Source organism: Algoriphagus sanaruensis, assembly GCF_001593605.1.
GTDB classification, from domain to species: domain Bacteria; phylum Bacteroidota; class Bacteroidia; order Cytophagales; family Cyclobacteriaceae; genus Algoriphagus; species Algoriphagus sanaruensis.
The window spans coordinates 1,876,262-1,892,983 of record NZ_CP012836.1; the positions used below are offsets into that span (position 1 = coordinate 1,876,262).

At 42.5% G+C, this 16,722-nt stretch carries 12 protein-coding genes; 6 read left to right on the forward strand and 6 right to left on the reverse strand.

From position 1 onward, the window contains the following. The first annotated feature begins 159 nt into the window (after nucleotides 1–159). The 4 genes from AO498_RS08350 to AO498_RS08365 all read left to right on the forward strand — a co-directional run bounded on the left by AO498_RS08350 (nucleotide 160) and on the right by AO498_RS08365 (nucleotide 6,199). Entirely contained in the window at nucleotides 160–2,043 is a 1,884-nt protein-coding gene (locus AO498_RS08350; protein ID WP_067545930.1) for an amidophosphoribosyltransferase, read from the forward strand. A gap of 120 nt (nucleotides 2,044–2,163) precedes the next feature. Then, the gene (locus tag AO498_RS08355; protein WP_067545933.1) at nucleotides 2,164–3,216 is read left to right on the forward strand and encodes a M42 family metallopeptidase; all 1,053 of its coding nucleotides are present in this window, start codon (nucleotides 2,164–2,166) and stop codon (nucleotides 3,214–3,216) included. Between the two features lie 112 nt (nucleotides 3,217–3,328). After that, nucleotides 3,329–4,138, forward strand: a complete 810-nt coding sequence (locus AO498_RS08360; RefSeq protein ID WP_067545936.1) for a 3-keto-disaccharide hydrolase — start codon at nucleotides 3,329–3,331, stop codon at nucleotides 4,136–4,138. 129 nt (nucleotides 4,139–4,267) lie between these two features. After that, nucleotides 4,268–6,199: a tetratricopeptide repeat-containing sensor histidine kinase gene (locus tag AO498_RS08365; protein WP_067545939.1), complete on the forward strand. Its 1,932-nt coding sequence runs from the start codon at nucleotides 4,268–4,270 to the stop codon at nucleotides 6,197–6,199. 151 nt (nucleotides 6,200–6,350) lie between these two features. Here the strand turns inward: AO498_RS08365 and AO498_RS08370 are convergent, their stop codons facing one another. The 3 genes from AO498_RS08370 to AO498_RS08380 all read right to left on the reverse strand — a co-directional run bounded on the left by AO498_RS08370 (nucleotide 6,351) and on the right by AO498_RS08380 (nucleotide 9,902). Beyond that, nucleotides 6,351–6,683 (reverse strand): nucleotidyltransferase domain-containing protein, encoded by a 333-nt coding sequence (locus AO498_RS08370; RefSeq protein ID WP_067545942.1) that lies wholly within the window; start codon nucleotides 6,681–6,683, stop codon nucleotides 6,351–6,353. Then, entirely contained in the window at nucleotides 6,673–7,089 is a 417-nt protein-coding gene (locus AO498_RS08375; RefSeq protein WP_067545944.1) for a nucleotidyltransferase substrate binding protein, read from the reverse strand. Before AO498_RS08375 ends, AO498_RS08370 begins: the two co-directional genes overlap by 11 nt. A 179-nt stretch (nucleotides 7,090–7,268) precedes the next feature. Beyond that, nucleotides 7,269–9,902 carry a valine--tRNA ligase gene (locus AO498_RS08380; RefSeq protein ID WP_067545947.1) on the reverse strand — a complete coding sequence of 878 codons (2,634 nt, stop codon included), beginning with the start codon at nucleotides 9,900–9,902 and terminating at the stop codon, nucleotides 7,269–7,271. A 5-nt stretch (nucleotides 9,903–9,907) separates the two neighbouring features. On the opposite strand from AO498_RS08380, the gene AO498_RS17190 reads away from it, so the two are divergent. Further along, the gene (locus tag AO498_RS17190; protein ID WP_157883968.1) at nucleotides 9,908–10,069 is read left to right on the forward strand and encodes a hypothetical protein; all 162 of its coding nucleotides are present in this window, start codon (nucleotides 9,908–9,910) and stop codon (nucleotides 10,067–10,069) included. Between the two features lie 106 nt (nucleotides 10,070–10,175). On the opposite strand, the gene AO498_RS08385 is transcribed toward AO498_RS17190, so the two are convergent. Further along, nucleotides 10,176–12,062 (reverse strand): CocE/NonD family hydrolase, encoded by a 1,887-nt coding sequence (locus AO498_RS08385; RefSeq protein WP_067545950.1) that lies wholly within the window; start codon nucleotides 12,060–12,062, stop codon nucleotides 10,176–10,178. Nucleotides 12,063–12,231: 169 nt separating this feature from the next. Between AO498_RS08385 and fahA the strand changes: the two genes are divergently transcribed. Further along, on the forward strand, nucleotides 12,232–13,500 hold the full coding sequence (gene fahA, locus AO498_RS08390) for a fumarylacetoacetase (protein ID WP_192842574.1): 1,269 nt from the start codon (nucleotides 12,232–12,234) through the stop codon (nucleotides 13,498–13,500). Between the two features lie 37 nt (nucleotides 13,501–13,537). Here the strand turns inward: fahA and AO498_RS08395 are convergent, their stop codons facing one another. Together AO498_RS08395 and bglX are read right to left on the reverse strand one after the other, a co-directional pair. Further along, entirely contained in the window at nucleotides 13,538–14,320 is a 783-nt protein-coding gene (locus AO498_RS08395; RefSeq protein ID WP_067545953.1) for a glycerophosphodiester phosphodiesterase, read from the reverse strand. A 100-nt stretch (nucleotides 14,321–14,420) separates the two neighbouring features. Beyond that, nucleotides 14,421–16,685, reverse strand: coding sequence for a beta-glucosidase BglX (gene bglX, locus AO498_RS08400; protein WP_067545956.1), 2,265 nt, complete (start codon nucleotides 16,683–16,685; stop codon nucleotides 14,421–14,423). Between the last annotated feature and the right edge of the window lie 37 nt (nucleotides 16,686–16,722).

Sequence of the window (16,722 nt, forward strand, 5' to 3'; positions counted from 1 at the left end):
TAGTCAATCCCTTTTTTACAACTAGATCATTTCGAGGAGGATTATTAGCCTAGAATCACATTTTATTTTTTTAGGAAAGGATTAGGAACTTTTCAGCCAAATTTTCTTTTAAAAAGTCATTAAATTTGACTTCTCAAATATAACTTCCTCCCCCTTCAGATGAGCGACGCCATCAAACATGAATGCGGAATCGCGATGATCCGCCTTCGTAAACCAGCCCAGTATTACATTGATAAATACGGGACGGCTTCCTTCGCAGCCAACAGGCTGTATGTCCTGATGCAGAAACAAATCAATCGAGGTCAGGATGGTGCAGGTGTAGCCAATATTAAAATTGATACCAAGCCGGGAACCCGCTATATCTCGAGATACCGTTCGATTGAAACATCCGCAGTCAATGATATCTTCGATAAAATTTCCAAAAAATTTAAAAAGGCCAAGAAAATCGGAGGTACGGAAGTGCTAACCGATGCGGGATGGCTCAAAGAAAATATCGCTTTTTCAGGGGAAGTTTGGTTGGGTCACCTTCGTTATGGAACACACGGAGAAAATAGTATAGAAACCTGCCATCCATTCCTGAAGCAGAACAACTGGAGAAGTAGAAATTTGGTCATGGCAGGAAATTTTAACATGACCAATAACGAGGAACTTTTTAGTAAGCTGGTTCAACTCGGACAGCATCCCAAAGAAAAAACAGACACAGTCACTGTGATGGAAAAAGTTGGTCACTTCTTAGATGAAGAGAATCAACGAATTTTTGATAAATACAAACACAATCATACCAACGAGCAGCTCACCCATATCATTGAAAATGAATTGGATGTAGCGCGAATTCTTCGCAGATCTTGTCGGGATTTTGATGGAGGTTATGCTATGGCAGGGATGATTGGAAATGGATCCGCTTTTGTGGTTCGTGATCCTTCCGGTATTCGTCCAGCCTTTTATTATGCAGATGATGAGGTGGTAGTCATCGCTTCAGAAAAACCAGCGATCAAGTCTGCTTTCAATATTGACTTTAATGCGATTCAGGAAATCAAACCTGGTCATGCCATAGTCATCAATAAAGATGGATCTTATTCTGAAGAAGAGATTCTCCCGGCTCGTGAGAAAAAGTCCTGTTCCTTTGAGCGGATTTATTTTTCAAGAGGAACTGATCCGGGAATTTACCAGGAAAGAAAGAATCTGGGGAAAGCATTGATTCCTCAAATCTTAAAAGCGATCGACTTTGACTTGAAGAATACGGTGTTTTCCTATATTCCAAACACAGCAGAAACTGCATTTCTCGGCTTAATCGAGGGATTGGATGAGTATCTAGTCGCCAAGCGAAAAGAGGTGCTACTGGATGGAAAGCCACATGTTGGTGATTTAGATGAGCTGTTGAGCTTCCGTCCTCGAGTTGAAAAACTAGTCAGCAAGGATGTTAAATTACGGACATTTATAACCAGTGATGAGGATCGTGACTCGATGGTAGCCAGTGTTTACGACACTACCTATGAGGTAATCCGACCTGGAATCGATACCGTAGTGGTCATTGATGATAGTATCGTTCGAGGGACAACTTTGGAAAAGAGTATTCTTACCACTCTCGATAAGCTCAATCCGAAACGAATTGTGATTGTCTCCTCTGCTCCTCAGATCCGCTTCCCGGATTGCTATGGCATTGACATGTCAAGAATGAAGGAGTTTATTGCCTTCAGGGCAGCCATTGCCTTGATCAAAGAGCGGAAAATGGAAGATGTTTTGGAGCACGTCTATTACCAATGCATTTCCAATCCTTACAGCACTGAAAACTTCGTGAAAGAGGTTTATTCCAATTTTACTGATGAGGAAATTTCCAATAAGGTAGCTGATATCGTGACTACTTCTGAGATCAAAGCAGAAGTCAAGGTGATTTTCCAGACAGTCGAAAACCTACATAAATGTATTCCTGACCATTCTGGAGATTGGTATTTCACAGGAGATTATCCGACTACGGGTGGATTTAGAGTGGTGAATAAAGCATTTGCCAACTATATGGAAGGTAAGGCTGTACGAGCCTATTAAAAAGATAGAAACTCAAATTGAAGGCGTGGGATTAAATTTCCACGCCTTTTTTATTGGATCGGGATGGAGGATTGTAGTCAAAAGGCTTAATTTTCATCCTGAAAAAATTGAAGACATCCTATGGAAATAAATGTGTCCCTACTCAAAGAAATTTGTGAAATACCAGGCGCCCCTGGATTTGAAAAGCGAGTTCGTGATTTGGTAATTGGTTTGGTGAAGCCCTACGCAGATGAAGTCAGCACAGATAATTTGGGGAATATTATTGCGATCAAACGGGGAAAACGAAATCCAGATGCCAAGCGAGTGATGGTGGCGGCTCATTTAGATGAAATCGGGTTTATTGTCACGCATATTGATGATCAGGGATTTTTACGGTTTCATACTTTGGGAGGCTTTGATCCCAAAACACTCACCGCGCAGCGCGTCATCGTCCATGGTAAAAAAGATTTGGTTGGGGTGATGGGAAGTAAACCCATCCACGTGATGAGTCCCGAAGAGCGTGCAAAATTGCCTAAAACCACAGACTTTTTTATCGATTTGGGAATGCCCAAAGAAGAGGTGGAAAAATATATTTCCATCGGAGATCCGGTAACTCGTGATCGGGAATTGATCGAAATGGGAGATTGCGTGAATTGCAAATCAATCGATAACCGAGTAGCAGTATTTATTCTGATTGAGGCCTTGAAAAAACTTGAAAATCCTGCTTACGACGTGTATGCAACATTTACCGTTCAGGAGGAAGTGGGTATCCGTGGAGCAAATGTCGCTGCGCATAGCATCAATCCGGATTTTGGAATTGCCTTGGATACCACAATTGCCTTTGACGTACCGGGAGCAGCTCCTCATGAAAAGGTAACTGAACTTGGAAAAGGAACTGCGATAAAGATTATGGATGCGATGACCATTTGTGATTATCGAATGGTGGCATTTATGAAAGAAGTTGCTGATAGAGAAGCGATCACTTGGCAACCTGAAATTTTAACTGCAGGTGGGACCGATACAGCGGGTGTTCAGCGAATGGGTAAGCAGGGTTCGATCGCCGGAGCGATTTCCATTCCTACTCGCCACCTTCATCAAGTCATCGAAATGGCGCACAAGAAAGATATTGCAGATTCAATTTCCCTTCTCGTGGCTTGCCTTGAGCAGATCGATGGCTACGATTGGAAGCATTGAGTATTAATCCAACCCTCCAAGGGTTTCATACCCTTGGAGGGTTAACTGTTTTCACATTTGCTTTGGTCTGTGTCCGCATAGTCCACTTATTCTCAAACCAATTTCCTAGTCTATGAAATCCATCTTTCTTCTTTTTTCAATTCTTTTATTTTTCTCTTGCCAAAAAACCGAAAAAGAGGCAGTTGTTCTTGAAATTGAAGAGCCTGAGTGGCAAATCCTGTTTAACGGGAAAGACCTAATGGGGTGGACTCCAAAGATTCATCATCATGAAGTTGGAGATAATTATGCGAACACGTTTAGGGTTGAGGATGGAGCAATCGTGGTGAATTATGATGGGTATGAAAAATTTGAGGATCGATTTGGACACCTGTTTTATGAGAAGCCTTTTTCCAGTTTTCATCTGAGTTGGGAATACCGGTTTACGGATCAGTTTATGGAGGATGCTCCCAGTTATACCTTTCGAAATTCAGGGGTAATGTTTCACTCTCAGGCTGCTGAGACGATTTTGAAAGAACAGGATTGGCCGATCTCGGTAGAGTATCAGATGTATGCAGAAGAGAAGGAAGGAGAGCCGCGGCCAACTGGAAACATGTGCAGTCCGGGAACTGATGTGGTGTTTGAAGGAAAAATCGATGATCGACATTGCATCAATTCTTCGGGTTCTACTTTCAAGTGGGATGAATGGGTAAGAGCAGAATTAATTGTTTATGGCGATTCCATCGTGCATCATTTAGTCAATGGAGATACCGTTTTGACTTACAGCAAACCTCAAATCGGTGGTGGAGTGGCTAACCGTTTTGATCCTACAATAAAGGTAGACGGCACTCCGCTTAAGTCAGGCTATATCGGCCTGCAAAGTGAAGGGCAAGGGGTAATGTTTCGAGATATTAAAATCCGGGAATTAACGAATCAACCAAATTAAATTTTATATAATTTGGTTTATTTGGTGTCATTAAAGAAAAAACTGAATAAATCACCTAATTTGCATGTATCTACATTTGATTTAAAACTAAACGTTTTGAATTGTGTTGGATGTATTAATTACATATACATGTTTGTCCTAACTCTTCTATTTGTTTCTTTTTTTCAAGCCCAAAGTCCATCGGATAGTTTGAAGGCTGAATTAGCCAAAGAAAAATCTCCTGAAAAGCGATCAACCCTCTATTACCAATTGGCGAGAACCGTTTATGGTTCAGATCAAGATCTTGCAATTTTGTATGCGGATTCGGCGTTTCAGGAGGCTAAAAACGCTGGCTCGCTCAAACAGCAGGCAAATGCTCTTAATGTTAAAGGTGTCTCCCAACTTATCAAATCCGAGTTTGACCAATCGATGGCTTCCCACTTGGAAGCACTGAAAATCAGGGAGCAAATTCAGGATACTACTGGAATGGTTGAGTCTTATGTAAATATTGGAAACATTCTCTATCGAACGAGTAAAAGTTATGATGCCTCTCTCCAATATAAAAAGGGGGTTCGCTTGGCCAGAATGACGGATAATAGTCGTGCTTTGAGTTTACTTTATAATAATCTAGGGAGTTATTTCAGGGATCGGTGGAAATCTACAGATGAGAAAATAGACTATGATTCTGCCATGTATTATCTAGGCGGAGCTCTGGAAATGAAAACCAAGCTTTCTGATAAGTCTGGAATGATCAATACCCTTGGAATGTTGACAGAGCTTGCACAGGCTGAGGGGAAATTTCAGGAGGCAGAGAATTTTTTAAAACAGGTTCTGGAAATTTCCGAAACCACGGATAATAAAGAATTGCAGATTTCGGCAAAGGTTGAAATGGGTGATTTTCTCCTCGAAAATGGGTCACCTTCGCGAGCGCTTCCTTTTTTTCTATCGGCTCATGAAATTGCCAAATCGATGGATTCGAAATTTCAAACTACACATACCTTGGGCTATCTGGCAAAGGTATATGTAGCAATGGGGAATTACCCTAAGGCGGTAGAATATTACAAACAAAAAGTAGAAGCTGATTGGAAACTGCAAAACGAATCTAATCAAAAACTGGCCAATGATTTATTGATCAAGTACGAGACTGAGAAAAAGGAATTGGAAAACCAACGACTCCTGGAGGAGCAGCGGTTCTTGGATCTGGATCTTCAGCGAAAAAATGAGCAATTGATAGCAGTTGGTCTGGCATTTCTAATCTTGATTGGAATTTATTTTTGGCAGCGCAAAAAGAAATTGGAATTAGCCAAAGCTCATCAGGACCTCAATCAATTACTTGCTCAAACCCAAGAGCAACACCAACAAATTGAACTTCAGGCTAAAGCGCTAGAGCAGTCCAATCAAGCTTTGAAAGAGTCAAACCGCATCCGCGAGCGACTTTTTTCTGTGATTTCACATGATTTGAAGACGCCAATTACTACCCTTCAGACGGGTCTGGAGTATTGGTCAGATAAAATTTTAAGTCAGGAAGAATTTCAAGCGATTCTTCCCAAAATCATTACCCAGACTGAGACTGTTCGGGCTTTGATGGAAAACCTGCTCGAGTGGTCACAAGCACAGTTGGATTACTCTAAAATCAGTGCCTCGGAAGTTGACCTTCATGCTTTAGTTCAAGAATTAATTGGGATTCTGAAGCAAACCAGTGAATCCAAGGGACTCAATTTTGTGAATGAAATTCCCGAGGGGCATTTGATAAATACAGACCAAGATCGACTCGCTTTTATATTGAGAAACCTTATCTCCAATGCGATCAAATACACGCCAAGTGGAGGAACCGTTAGCTTAGGTTTAGATCCAGATCATAGGCATTCCATTTATGTGGCTGATACTGGTATTGGAATGAGTCAGGAACAAATTAGTGCCTTGTTTTCTGGAAAAATCACCTCTAAAAAAGGAACCAAAGGAGAAAAGGGGACTGGTATTGGCTTAATCCTTTGTAAGGAGTTTGCGGAAAGTATTGGCGCAAGACTAAAAGTCAGGAGCCAAGAAAATCAAGGTTCGGTATTCATTATCTTGATGGATTAAAGAACGCTTGGTAATAGGGTTTTAACTTTTTATCCGTTTCAAAATCGCTGAAGGTTTATAAATAAAAAATCCAGAGTCTTCCGGCTCTGGATTTTTTGTCAAATCTTACTACTTAATTATCAGTGCAAATCAGAGACTTTTTTCTCGGGAATCATCTGGAAAATTCAACCTTTTGCTCAAAAAGCGTCTTTCCATATTTATCAATATGATTGACCAATTCCGGATTATCTATTTGATGAAAAAGAGAAAGGTCAATTTGGTAAGGAAGAAGAAGATCGTCTAACTCGTTTTCGATTCGAAGCAATTCAGTTAAACCAAGCTTTTTTCCGATGAGAGTAAGATCGATATCGGAATTGTATCGAAAGTTCCCCATTGCTCTAGAACCATAGATTATCGCTTTTTCCAATTCTGGGAATCCTGATAAAACCCCTTGAATTTGGACTATTGTTTCCGGTTTAAGACCATAATTAGATTTAACCTCCATCTTTAAGTTGATTCATTTTATTCTCTAAGTCCAAAAATAAGCTGAAATAGCTGTTGGTGATTTTATCAGCGATTCCATCTGCAATTTCCTGATTGTAGGTATGGGAAGACTGGTTTCGACTTTTGATCATTTCCATCCAGCCATCTCCGTCTCTGATAAGCCCTTTTCGAAATGCCTCCCGCGATGCATCCCTAGATCCTGTAATGTCTGGATTGCCTTGGAAGGCAAAATAATCTTTCAGTACATTCCAAGCCAATTCATGCGTAAACTCAAATGCTTGAATCAATCCTTGTTCCTCCAAATCTGATAAGGGACGTTCCTTTGACAGATTCACTGCATTCTCCAACTGTCGAAGTGCCTTTGAAAAGTTTGCCAATCGTTGCTGCCAGCGGATTTTGGTGTTCATAGAAACAATTTAATTGATTATTCTTAAACCCTTGGAGGGTTGTGAAAGAAAAATCCAGTGCCCTTCGACACTGGATTTGATCTAATCCGCAGACTTCAGCGACTTTTTCGGTACTGATAAGCGAGAAATACTGTTCAAAATAAAATCTTTCGAGTCTGCCTCAGTGAACGCAAAGGTTTTTAACCCAACTTCGCCAGACTTTCTTCCAAGGCTTTGATTTTTGCCTCGGCGTCAGCTTGTTTTTTGCGCTCCATCTCGATGACTTGAGCTGGAGCTCCCTCTACAAATCGCTCATTACTCAATTTTTTCATGACGGAAGCCAAGAATCCTTGGGTGTATTCCAGCTCTTTTTTCAAGTTGGCTTTTTCTTCTTCCACATTTATGGAGTCACCCATTGGGATAAAACACTCATCTGACTTGACGACAAAACTCATCGCGTTATCCACCTTTTCAGCAAAGTTGAGCGAAGAAAGATTGGCAAGTTTTGTCAAAACTGCCGCAAAACGGCTGTAGAGCTCTGGGTTTTTCGCATTGATGCTTAAGTCAAGCGCTTCTTTAGGGGACATTCCTTTGGAGGCGCGAAGGTTTCTCACTTGAGATACTACTTCGAATACCTGGGCGGCTTCTTCAATTATTTTTGGATCAAAGGAATTTGCCTCAGGCCAAGCTGCCAAAATCAAAGATTCCTCTACCGTTCTTTCGTTGATCTGATGCCAAATCTCTTCCGTGATAAATGGCATGAATGGATGCAAGAGTTTTAAGATTCCTTCGAAGAACTCAATAGTCTTATCATAGGTCGCTTGATCGATTGGATGCTGATAGGCAGGCTTGATCATTTCCAAATACCAAGAACAGAAGTCATCCCAAACCAGTTTGTAGGTAGACATCAGGGCATCGGAGATTCTGAATTTTTCAAAATGCTCATTGATCTCTGCTAAGCCTTGGTTGAACCGGTTTTCGAACCATTCCAAACTTGCAGCATTTGCAGTTCCGTCTAGATTAGGGTCGATTTCCCAACCTTTCACCAATCGGAAGGCATTCCAGATTTTATTGGCAAAGTTTCGGCCTTGCTCAACAAGCTTTTCGTCAAAAGGAAGGTCGTTTCCGGCAGGAGATGAGAACAGCATTCCTGTTCGAACACCATCAGCGCCAAATTGAGCGATCAAGTCTAGCGGATCAGGCGAGTTGCCCAAAGACTTTGACATTTTTCTGCCCAATTTATCTCGGACGATCCCAGTGAGGTACACATTTCGAAACGGCTTTTCACCCGTATACTCATAACCCGCAATGATCATTCTCGCCACCCAGAAAAATAGAATCTCAGGAGCGGTAACCAAGTCATTGGTTGGGTAGTAGTACTTCAGTTCTTCGTTTGGCTTACCAGTAGAAAACACTTCGGTGTCAAAAACTGAAATTGGCCATAACCAAGAGCTAAACCAGGTATCCAGCACATCCTCATCTTGCTTCAAATCGGCAAGTGTCCAGCTTTTACCATACTGAGAATTAGCTTGCTCCAAGGCTTCTTCGGCAGTCTTGGCTACGACAAATTCTCCGTTTGGAAGGTAGAAAGCAGGGATTCGGTGACCCCACCAAAGCTGTCTAGAAATACACCAGTCCCTCACATTCTCCATCCAAACCCGGTACATGTTTTTGAATTTTGGTGGGTGAAGCTGGATGACATCATCCATGACTGAAGTGAAGGCAGGCTTGGTGATTTCATCCATTTTAAGGAACCACTGCAAGGAAAGCTTAGGTTCGATCACTGCATCGGAACGCTCAGAATGTCCTACGTTCGATTTGTAATCCTCAATTTTTTCAAGTTGACCCGCTTCGTCAAGGAGCTTTCCGATTTTTTTACGGGCAATAAATCGATCTTCACCAACTAGGATTTGAGCTTTCTCGTTGAGCGTTCCGTTATCGTTTAGTATGTCAATGACCTCCAGTTTGTGCTTGATGCCGAGTTCGTAGTCATTGATATCATGGGCAGGAGTCACTTTCAAGCAGCCGGTACCAAATTCCATGTCCACATAATCATCCTCAATAATTGGAATAGCCCGATTGATCAAAGGAATAATTGCTTTTTTACCTTTTAGGTGAGTAAATCGAGGATCATTGGGATTGATACAGATCGCCACGTCAGCCATGATGGTCTCAGGACGTGTGGTCGCAATGGTCAAAAACTCATCAGTTGTTCCTTCGATTTGGTACTTGATGTAGTAGAGCTTGGAGGAAATTTCCTTCATGATCACCTCATCATCGGAAAGTGCAGTTTGTCCCTTTGGATCCCAGTTAACCATTCGGATGCCACGGTAGATTTTTCCCTTTTTGTATAAATCCACAAAAACAGAAATTACCGCATCGCTCAATCCTGGGTCCATGGTAAATGCCGTTCGATCCCAGTCACAAGAAGCTCCAAGCTTTTTGAGCTGCTCTAGGATGATTCCTCCGTATTTTTCTTTCCATTCCCAAGCATGCTTCAGGAATTCCTCTCTGGAGATATCCTTTTTTTCAATCCCTTTTTCTTTCAAGAGTTGAACCACCTTCGTTTCGGTCGCAATAGAAGCATGATCAGTTCCAGGTACCCAGCAGGCATTTTTACCCTGCATTCTTGCGCGTCGGATCAGTACGTCTTGAATGGTATTGTTCAGCATATGGCCCATGTGGAGGACGCCAGTGACGTTAGGCGGAGGAATGACAATCGTGTACGGTTCCTTGCTGTGGTCAATGTGAGAGGAAAAGAGCTTATGCTCCATCCAGTAGGCGTACCATTTGGCCTCGGCAGCTGCCGGTTCGTATTTGCTGGCAATAGACATACTTGGTGTGTTTTTTCGAAGGGGCAAAAATAGGTGAAAAAGCCCAAAAGGCCTTGGTGGAAGTTGGAGATTTGGTCCTTGCCAAGCATCAAAAGGTACTTTGGGAAGTAAATAGTTGTGCCTTACCTGCTTCGCATGTAATAGATGCTAAAAAATGGGGCTTTTGAAGTAAAGTGGTTGAATGGAAAATTGGAGTTCGATTCCAAAATCAAATAGAACACTAAAAAAGACCGACATCACTGCCGGTCTTCTTGCTATTTGAGAATTGGGGGATTATTTCTTAATCATTGGAAGGATAATTCTGCTTTGGAATTTCCCTCCATGATGGATGGAATTAGTAGCGATTTTTCCTTCAGATTCATCGTAATTGTTGCCTCCAGTATTCATGTTTCGATCAAAGCGAGGGAAGTTTGAAGAACTTACTTCAATCCGAATGCGGTGTCCTTTTTCGAAATAATTGGAGGTACTCATTGGAGTCATTTTGATTTCATAGACTTTTCCACTTTCCATAAATACCTCTTTGTCATACCCTTCTCGATACCGGACTCGCTGGATCGTTTCGTCCAGATTGTAAGCTTTGCCATCAGGATATACATCGATCAACTTGATAGTCACATCAGTATCGAGCACATCTGAAGACAAATACAAAAGGCTCTCAATAAACCCAGAAACTTCCACACCTTCAGCCAGTGGCTCCGAAGTATAGACTAAAATATCATCGCGAAGTTCCATTTCACTTTGATCCATGGCACCACCCTGCACCGCGTTTCCTGTACAGCATACATTGCCGCCATAGGAATTGACAGGATTCATGGGGTCGTAAGTAAAGGTGTCCTTGGCTTCGGATTTTGGAGCTTTTGTTACCAATTTTCCATCTCCATTTCGGGTATTTGCTTTTCCTTGAGAATCCAAGAAGAATGAAGTCATCACCGCATCTTTGGGAGGCCAGACCTCTGAGGATTGCCATTTGTTAATTCCCATGGTGTAATAGGTGACCTTAGGTAGCTTAGCGATTGTTCCGCTTTCGTCTTTTCCTTTGAGCCAAAGGTCAAACCAAGCTGTAATCACTTCGTCGTAGTTCCAGCGGGCATCACCTACACTTCGTTCACCAACGATGGTATTTTCTGTAGCTCGGGTGTATGAACAATGCAAAACAGGTGCAATGACAAGATATTGGTTGTCTCTAGCCATTTGACTGATGGCATTTTGACGGGCATGATTATATAAAGCGATATTAGGCGAAGAAGAGACGTCATACCAAGAAACAAACCACATGCTTGGCGTGTCAAAAGGCATGGTGTCATGGTAAAGTCCTCCCTGAAACCACCGAGGATCATTAGGTTTTCGGGTAATCATTTCCTCGTAAATGCCTCTTGGACCGTTCACATTTTTGATGATATCCTGTACGGGAAGGTGTGAAAGCCCTTCTTTCCAATCCACCCGAGGGTATTCTGGTGCCATATCGTAAAACCGCTGCAATCGGAGCAAATCTTCTTGCGCAATCCCTGGCTGAAGTCTCGGAGCCATTGGGTCATGCTGGGTACTGTAAAGCCAAGCGGTAAATAACATTTGACCAGCTCCGCCACGGTACCAATTTCCTTGCTCATAAAAATCCCCGATCTTGCCCACTCCAGCTCCAAATCCCTGAGGCACCATGGCTCCCAAGGCCGGATGTTGAAGTGAGGCAGCTGCCATTTGCCATTCTGCTGTCGAAGAGCAACCTAGTAATCCGATTTTGCCATTGCTCCAGGATTGCTTCGACATCCACTCAAAGGCATCATAGCTGTCCGTGAGAGGCGTACCCAAAATGTCCCAATTTCCTTCTGAGAAAAATCGTCCACGCTCATTTTGAACCACATAGGCGTAGCCTTTTTTGACCCAATCCAGTGCAGTTTGGAGAGTTCGTGTATTCATCTCCCCATTTCCATACGTGTTGAAATTGTAAGGGGTGCGAGAAAAGACTACAGGAACCTTTTTGTCGCCTTTTGGTCGATAGATGTCTGTGGCTAATCGGGTACCATCCCGCATGGGCATCATGACTTTTTGGTCAATAATCGCTACCTCATCGAGCTGAACTAGGATGGGCTTTTCTTGTGCCAGAAGTGAAGCATTTCCTCCTAATAGGAGGATAAGCAACAGGACTTTAAGGATTAATTTCATAAAAGAGTGGAATTGATAAAGGTAAGTTAGTGTACAAAATTTAATTTGGTTTTGATTTTTTATAAAAGGTTGGCTAGAAGAGAGTTGAGGTTTAAAGAGAGTTAATGGTCGGATGTTAATTTTTCATTTTGGCTGATGTGGCTAACTTTGCCCCTTCAAAGTTTTTATCATGACCGAAAGTGCAATGCCTGCCTTGAGTACTTGGGTAGAAGTTCCAAAGAATTCTGACTTCACTATTTACAACTTGCCGTTTGGTGTCTTTAAGAATAAAAAGCTTAGTCCCAGAATTGGTATAGCCATTGGAGACAAAATCGTGGACTTGAGTGTGCTCGATCAAGAGGGGTTCTTTTCTGCTATGTTTTTGCCGGAAGGAATTTTCCTCAAAGACTCTCTAAATGAATTAATTGCATTGGGTAAAACCCAAACCAAAAAAATTCGAGAGCGAGTTCAGCAGCTTTTACTGGCAGATAATGAGGAGCTTCGGGATCATTCCGCTCGTGGAAAAGTCATGGTCAACCGAAAGGAGGCAGAAATGCTCCTTCCGGTCAAAATTGGTGATTACACGGATTTTTATTCAAGCATTGAGCATGCGACCAATGTTGGGAAGATGTTTCGAGATCCAGAAAACGCTTTATTGCCCAACTGGAAGCACCTCCCTGTAGGATACCATGGCCGTGCCTCTTCGATTGTAGTTTCGGGTACTCCAATTCATCGGCCGAAAGGGCAGTTCAAAGATCCCGATATGGAAAAGCCAGTCTTTGGTCCAAGTCGCCGATTGGACTTTGAATTGGAATTGGCATTTATCACTGGAAAGCCCACCAAGCTCGGGGATTCGGTGAGTACTGCGGAAGCAGAAGAATATATTTTCGGATTTGTGCTGTTTAATGATTGGTCTGCTCGTGATATTCAGGCTTGGGAATATGTGCCTTTGGGCCCCTTTTTAGGGAAAAATTTTGGTTCATCCATTTCTCCTTGGGTAGTTACTGTTGAAGCCTTGGAGCCTTTCCGAGTAGCTGGACCAACTCAAGATCCAGAGGTTTTGGATTATTTAAAATGCGAGCAAGAACATAGCTTCGATATCAACTTGGAAGTGCACATTCAACCCGAAGGCAAGAAGGCTTCCAAGGTTTGTTCCTCCAATTTTAAATACATGTATTGGAATATAGCCCAGCAGCTTGCTCATCATACCGTCAACGGATGTAATATCAATGTTGGGGATATGATGGCCTCGGGGACTATTTCTGGTTCGACAGAGGATTCCTTTGGGTCTATGCTAGAGCTGAGTTGGAAAGGAACCAAGCCCGTACAACTAGAAGATGGGGAAGAGCGGAAATTTATAGAAGACGGTGATACCGTGATTATGAAAGGGTTTGCTGAAAAAGATGGAGTTCGCGTAGGATTTGGCGAAGTCAGTGGGCAAATTCTTCCAGCTAAATAAAAAAAGGCCTCAATTTTTAAAATTGAGGCCTTTTTTATTAGCGTAGGTCCTTGATGACCGTAAATAAAAGCTCTGGCTCATCGGTCGTGATAAAATTGACCTGTTGCTCCAAAAGCCAAGCCATATCTTCCAAAAGATTCACCGTCCAGGCATTAGTTGTTAATCCCAGTTCATGCGCTTCTTTAATCCACTCCGGTTTGTTTTTGAGAACTCGGATATTGTAATCAAATCCAAAGAACCCGTCTTCCTTTAATTGAGCAGGTGATTTATCTCCTGTCAAATAAGCCACACGAGCTTTTGGGTCGGTTGCAATTGCTTTTTTTCCGCCTTCGTAGCTGAACGTGATGTAGTCGACCCATTCTTGAGCTCCTAATTCATGAACAGTTTGCACAGCCTTTTCGCCGACTTGTTCCGAGCGCTCCACGCTAACTCGAGAGGGTTTGAACTCTAGGATCAATTTGGTTCCTCTTTGCTTCATTCCCTCAGTAAGGTATTCTTTGAGGGTGGGAATCTGCTCTCCATTAGCCATTTTTTGGCTGAGAAGCTGCTCGTAAGTACTGGACTCAATGTCCATTCCCATAAACTCATGGTCATGGTTGACCACCAAAACTCCATCAGCAGTCATCCAAACGTCAAACTCGGAGCCTTCACATCCAAGTCGAATAGCTTCTCGAAGAGATGCAAGGGAGTTTTGAGGATTGCCTTGAGCCTTCCAAGCTCCACGGTGAGCAATCACTTTATTCGAATGAAAGGTGTTTTGGGCAAAGCTGGATAGCATGGTCAATAGAAAAAGGATAGTTCCAAGCACAAGTTTAGACATAGGATTTATTCTAAAGGGTTATGTGCTTAAAACTATCCAATTTGCTTCGATTCTCAGGTGAAGGTTTAGAAATTTTACCAAAACTTCATCCTAGAAATCCTTAATCCAAGGTGAATTCTGTACTCATATCTGCAGAAGAACTTCCTCCCACCCAGATGGTAAAGGTGCCTGGTTCTACGATGAATTTTCCAGTACCATCGAAGAATCCCAATTCTGCATCGGTTAATTTAAATTGAAGCGTTTTTTGCTCACCCGTATTTAAGCTTATTTTTTGGAATCCCTTGAGTTCCTTGATAGGTCGAGTAATGCTGGCTACGTGATCTTTAAGATAAAGCTGGACTACTTCTTCACCGGATACAGGTCCCGAGTTGGTGACGGTAATATTTACATCAACAACACCATCAGCTGATTTTTCAGTTTTTAAATCACTATAAGAAAATGCAGTGTAGCTTAAACCATGACCAAATGGATACAATGCGTCATTTTTGACATCAGCATAGTGAGACCAAAAAACGATGTCAGAACCAGGATCATTAGGACGTCCAGTGCTTTTTTGATTGTAATAAATCGGAAGTTGACCCACACTTCGAGGGAAAGACATTGGGAGTTTTCCAGACGGATTGTAATCTCCAAAAATCACCTGAGCGATAGCATTTCCACTTTGTGATCCCAAATGCCACGACTGAACGATTGCCGGGATATTTTGATCCGCCCAACTCAAGTCCAAAGGTCTTCCGCTCATACTTACCAAAATGATTTTTTTGTTGGCCTTAACCAATTCTTCCAAGAGTTCTTGTTGTAATCCTGGAAGTCCAATTTCGCTTCTGCTTCGTGCTTCTCCGGATTGGAAACCATTTTCACCCATTACAGCTAAGACAATATCGGAAGATCGAGCCGCTTGAATAGCTTCTGCAAATCCACTTCGGTCGCTTGAGTTGATCTTTACTTCTTTCAAGAAAACAGGTTGTTCCAATACCAAATCAGCTCCTTTTGCATAGCGATAGGTGTTTCCGGGATAAGCTTGCAATCCCTCCAAAACCGAAACCGCAGAGTTCGTTTCCGCCAACCCTCTCCAGCTTCCCAATGGGCTGTCTTTATCAGAAGCCAAGGCACCAATCACGGCCACTTTTAATCCTGATTTTTGAAGAGGAAGTAGATTTCCTTCATTTTTCAATAAGACGATTGATTTTTTAGCGATGTCCAAAACACCCGCTTGATGATCAGCTTGTCCCACGATTTCCTTCTCAAGCTCTTCGTTGCAATAGCGATAAGGATCCTCAAAAAGTCCCAATTCAAATTTTACTCTTAATATTCTTCGAACAGCATCATCGATGAGTGATTCCTCGATCTCGCCTGATTCAACCAATTCCTTCAAATGTTTGATGTAGAGGTAGGATTCCATGTCCATGTCCGAACCAGCTTTTGCTGCTTTGAGTGCGGCATCTTTGCCATCAGCTGCGTAGCGGTGGGGAACCATTTCTCCGATTGATCCCCAATCGGAAACCACAAAACCAGTAAAGCCCCATTCGCCTTTTAAGATTTCCCGCTGCAAAAACGAATTGCCAGTGGCTGGAATCCCATTCAAATCATTGAAAGAATTCATAAATGTTCTTGCTCCAGCGTCCAAAGCAGCTTTGAATGGAGGTAAAATGGTGTTGTAAAGTGTAGTGGTACCGACATCCACGGTATTGTAATCTCGGCCACTTTCTGAAAATCCATAGCCAGCAAAATGCTTGACACAAGCAGCAATGGTCAGAGGGTCGCTTAGATCATCACCTTGATAGCCCTTGACTCGAGCTTTTGCAATAAGCGCAGTGAGGTATGGGTCCTCACCCGATCCTTCCATCACTCTTCCCCATCTGGCATCTCTTCCGACATCGACCATCGGTGCAAAGGTCCAGTTGACTCCCATAGCAGCGGCTTCTCTGGCCCCAATTCGGGACGAAGCCTCAATCGCTTCCATGTCCCAACTTGCTGCTTCTGCTAAGGGAATAGGGCTCATGGTTTTCATACCATGAATCATGTCGAAACCAATGATCAATGGAATACCGAGTCTGGATTCTTCCACGGCAATTTTTTGAACTTTTCTGACTTCTTCCACGCCAGTGATGTTCAACATGGAGCCTACCAGTCCTTTTCGGAGATTTTCATATTTCATGGAGGCGTCTCCTTCAGAAGGTGCAGGTCCAGTGACATCCCAAAATCCATTGTATTGGTTCATTTGACCGATCTTCTCCTCCAGAGTCATCAGGGATAAAAGGCTATCCACTTGCGTCTCATAGGGAAGAGCTTCTTTAGGTTGAGGGCGGCTACAGGCACTTGCCAATGCTGCCATTACTGTTAAAATTAAAAATCCTTTTTTCATCAGAAGTATGGTTTTCTAGGGTGAATAAATTGGGTTA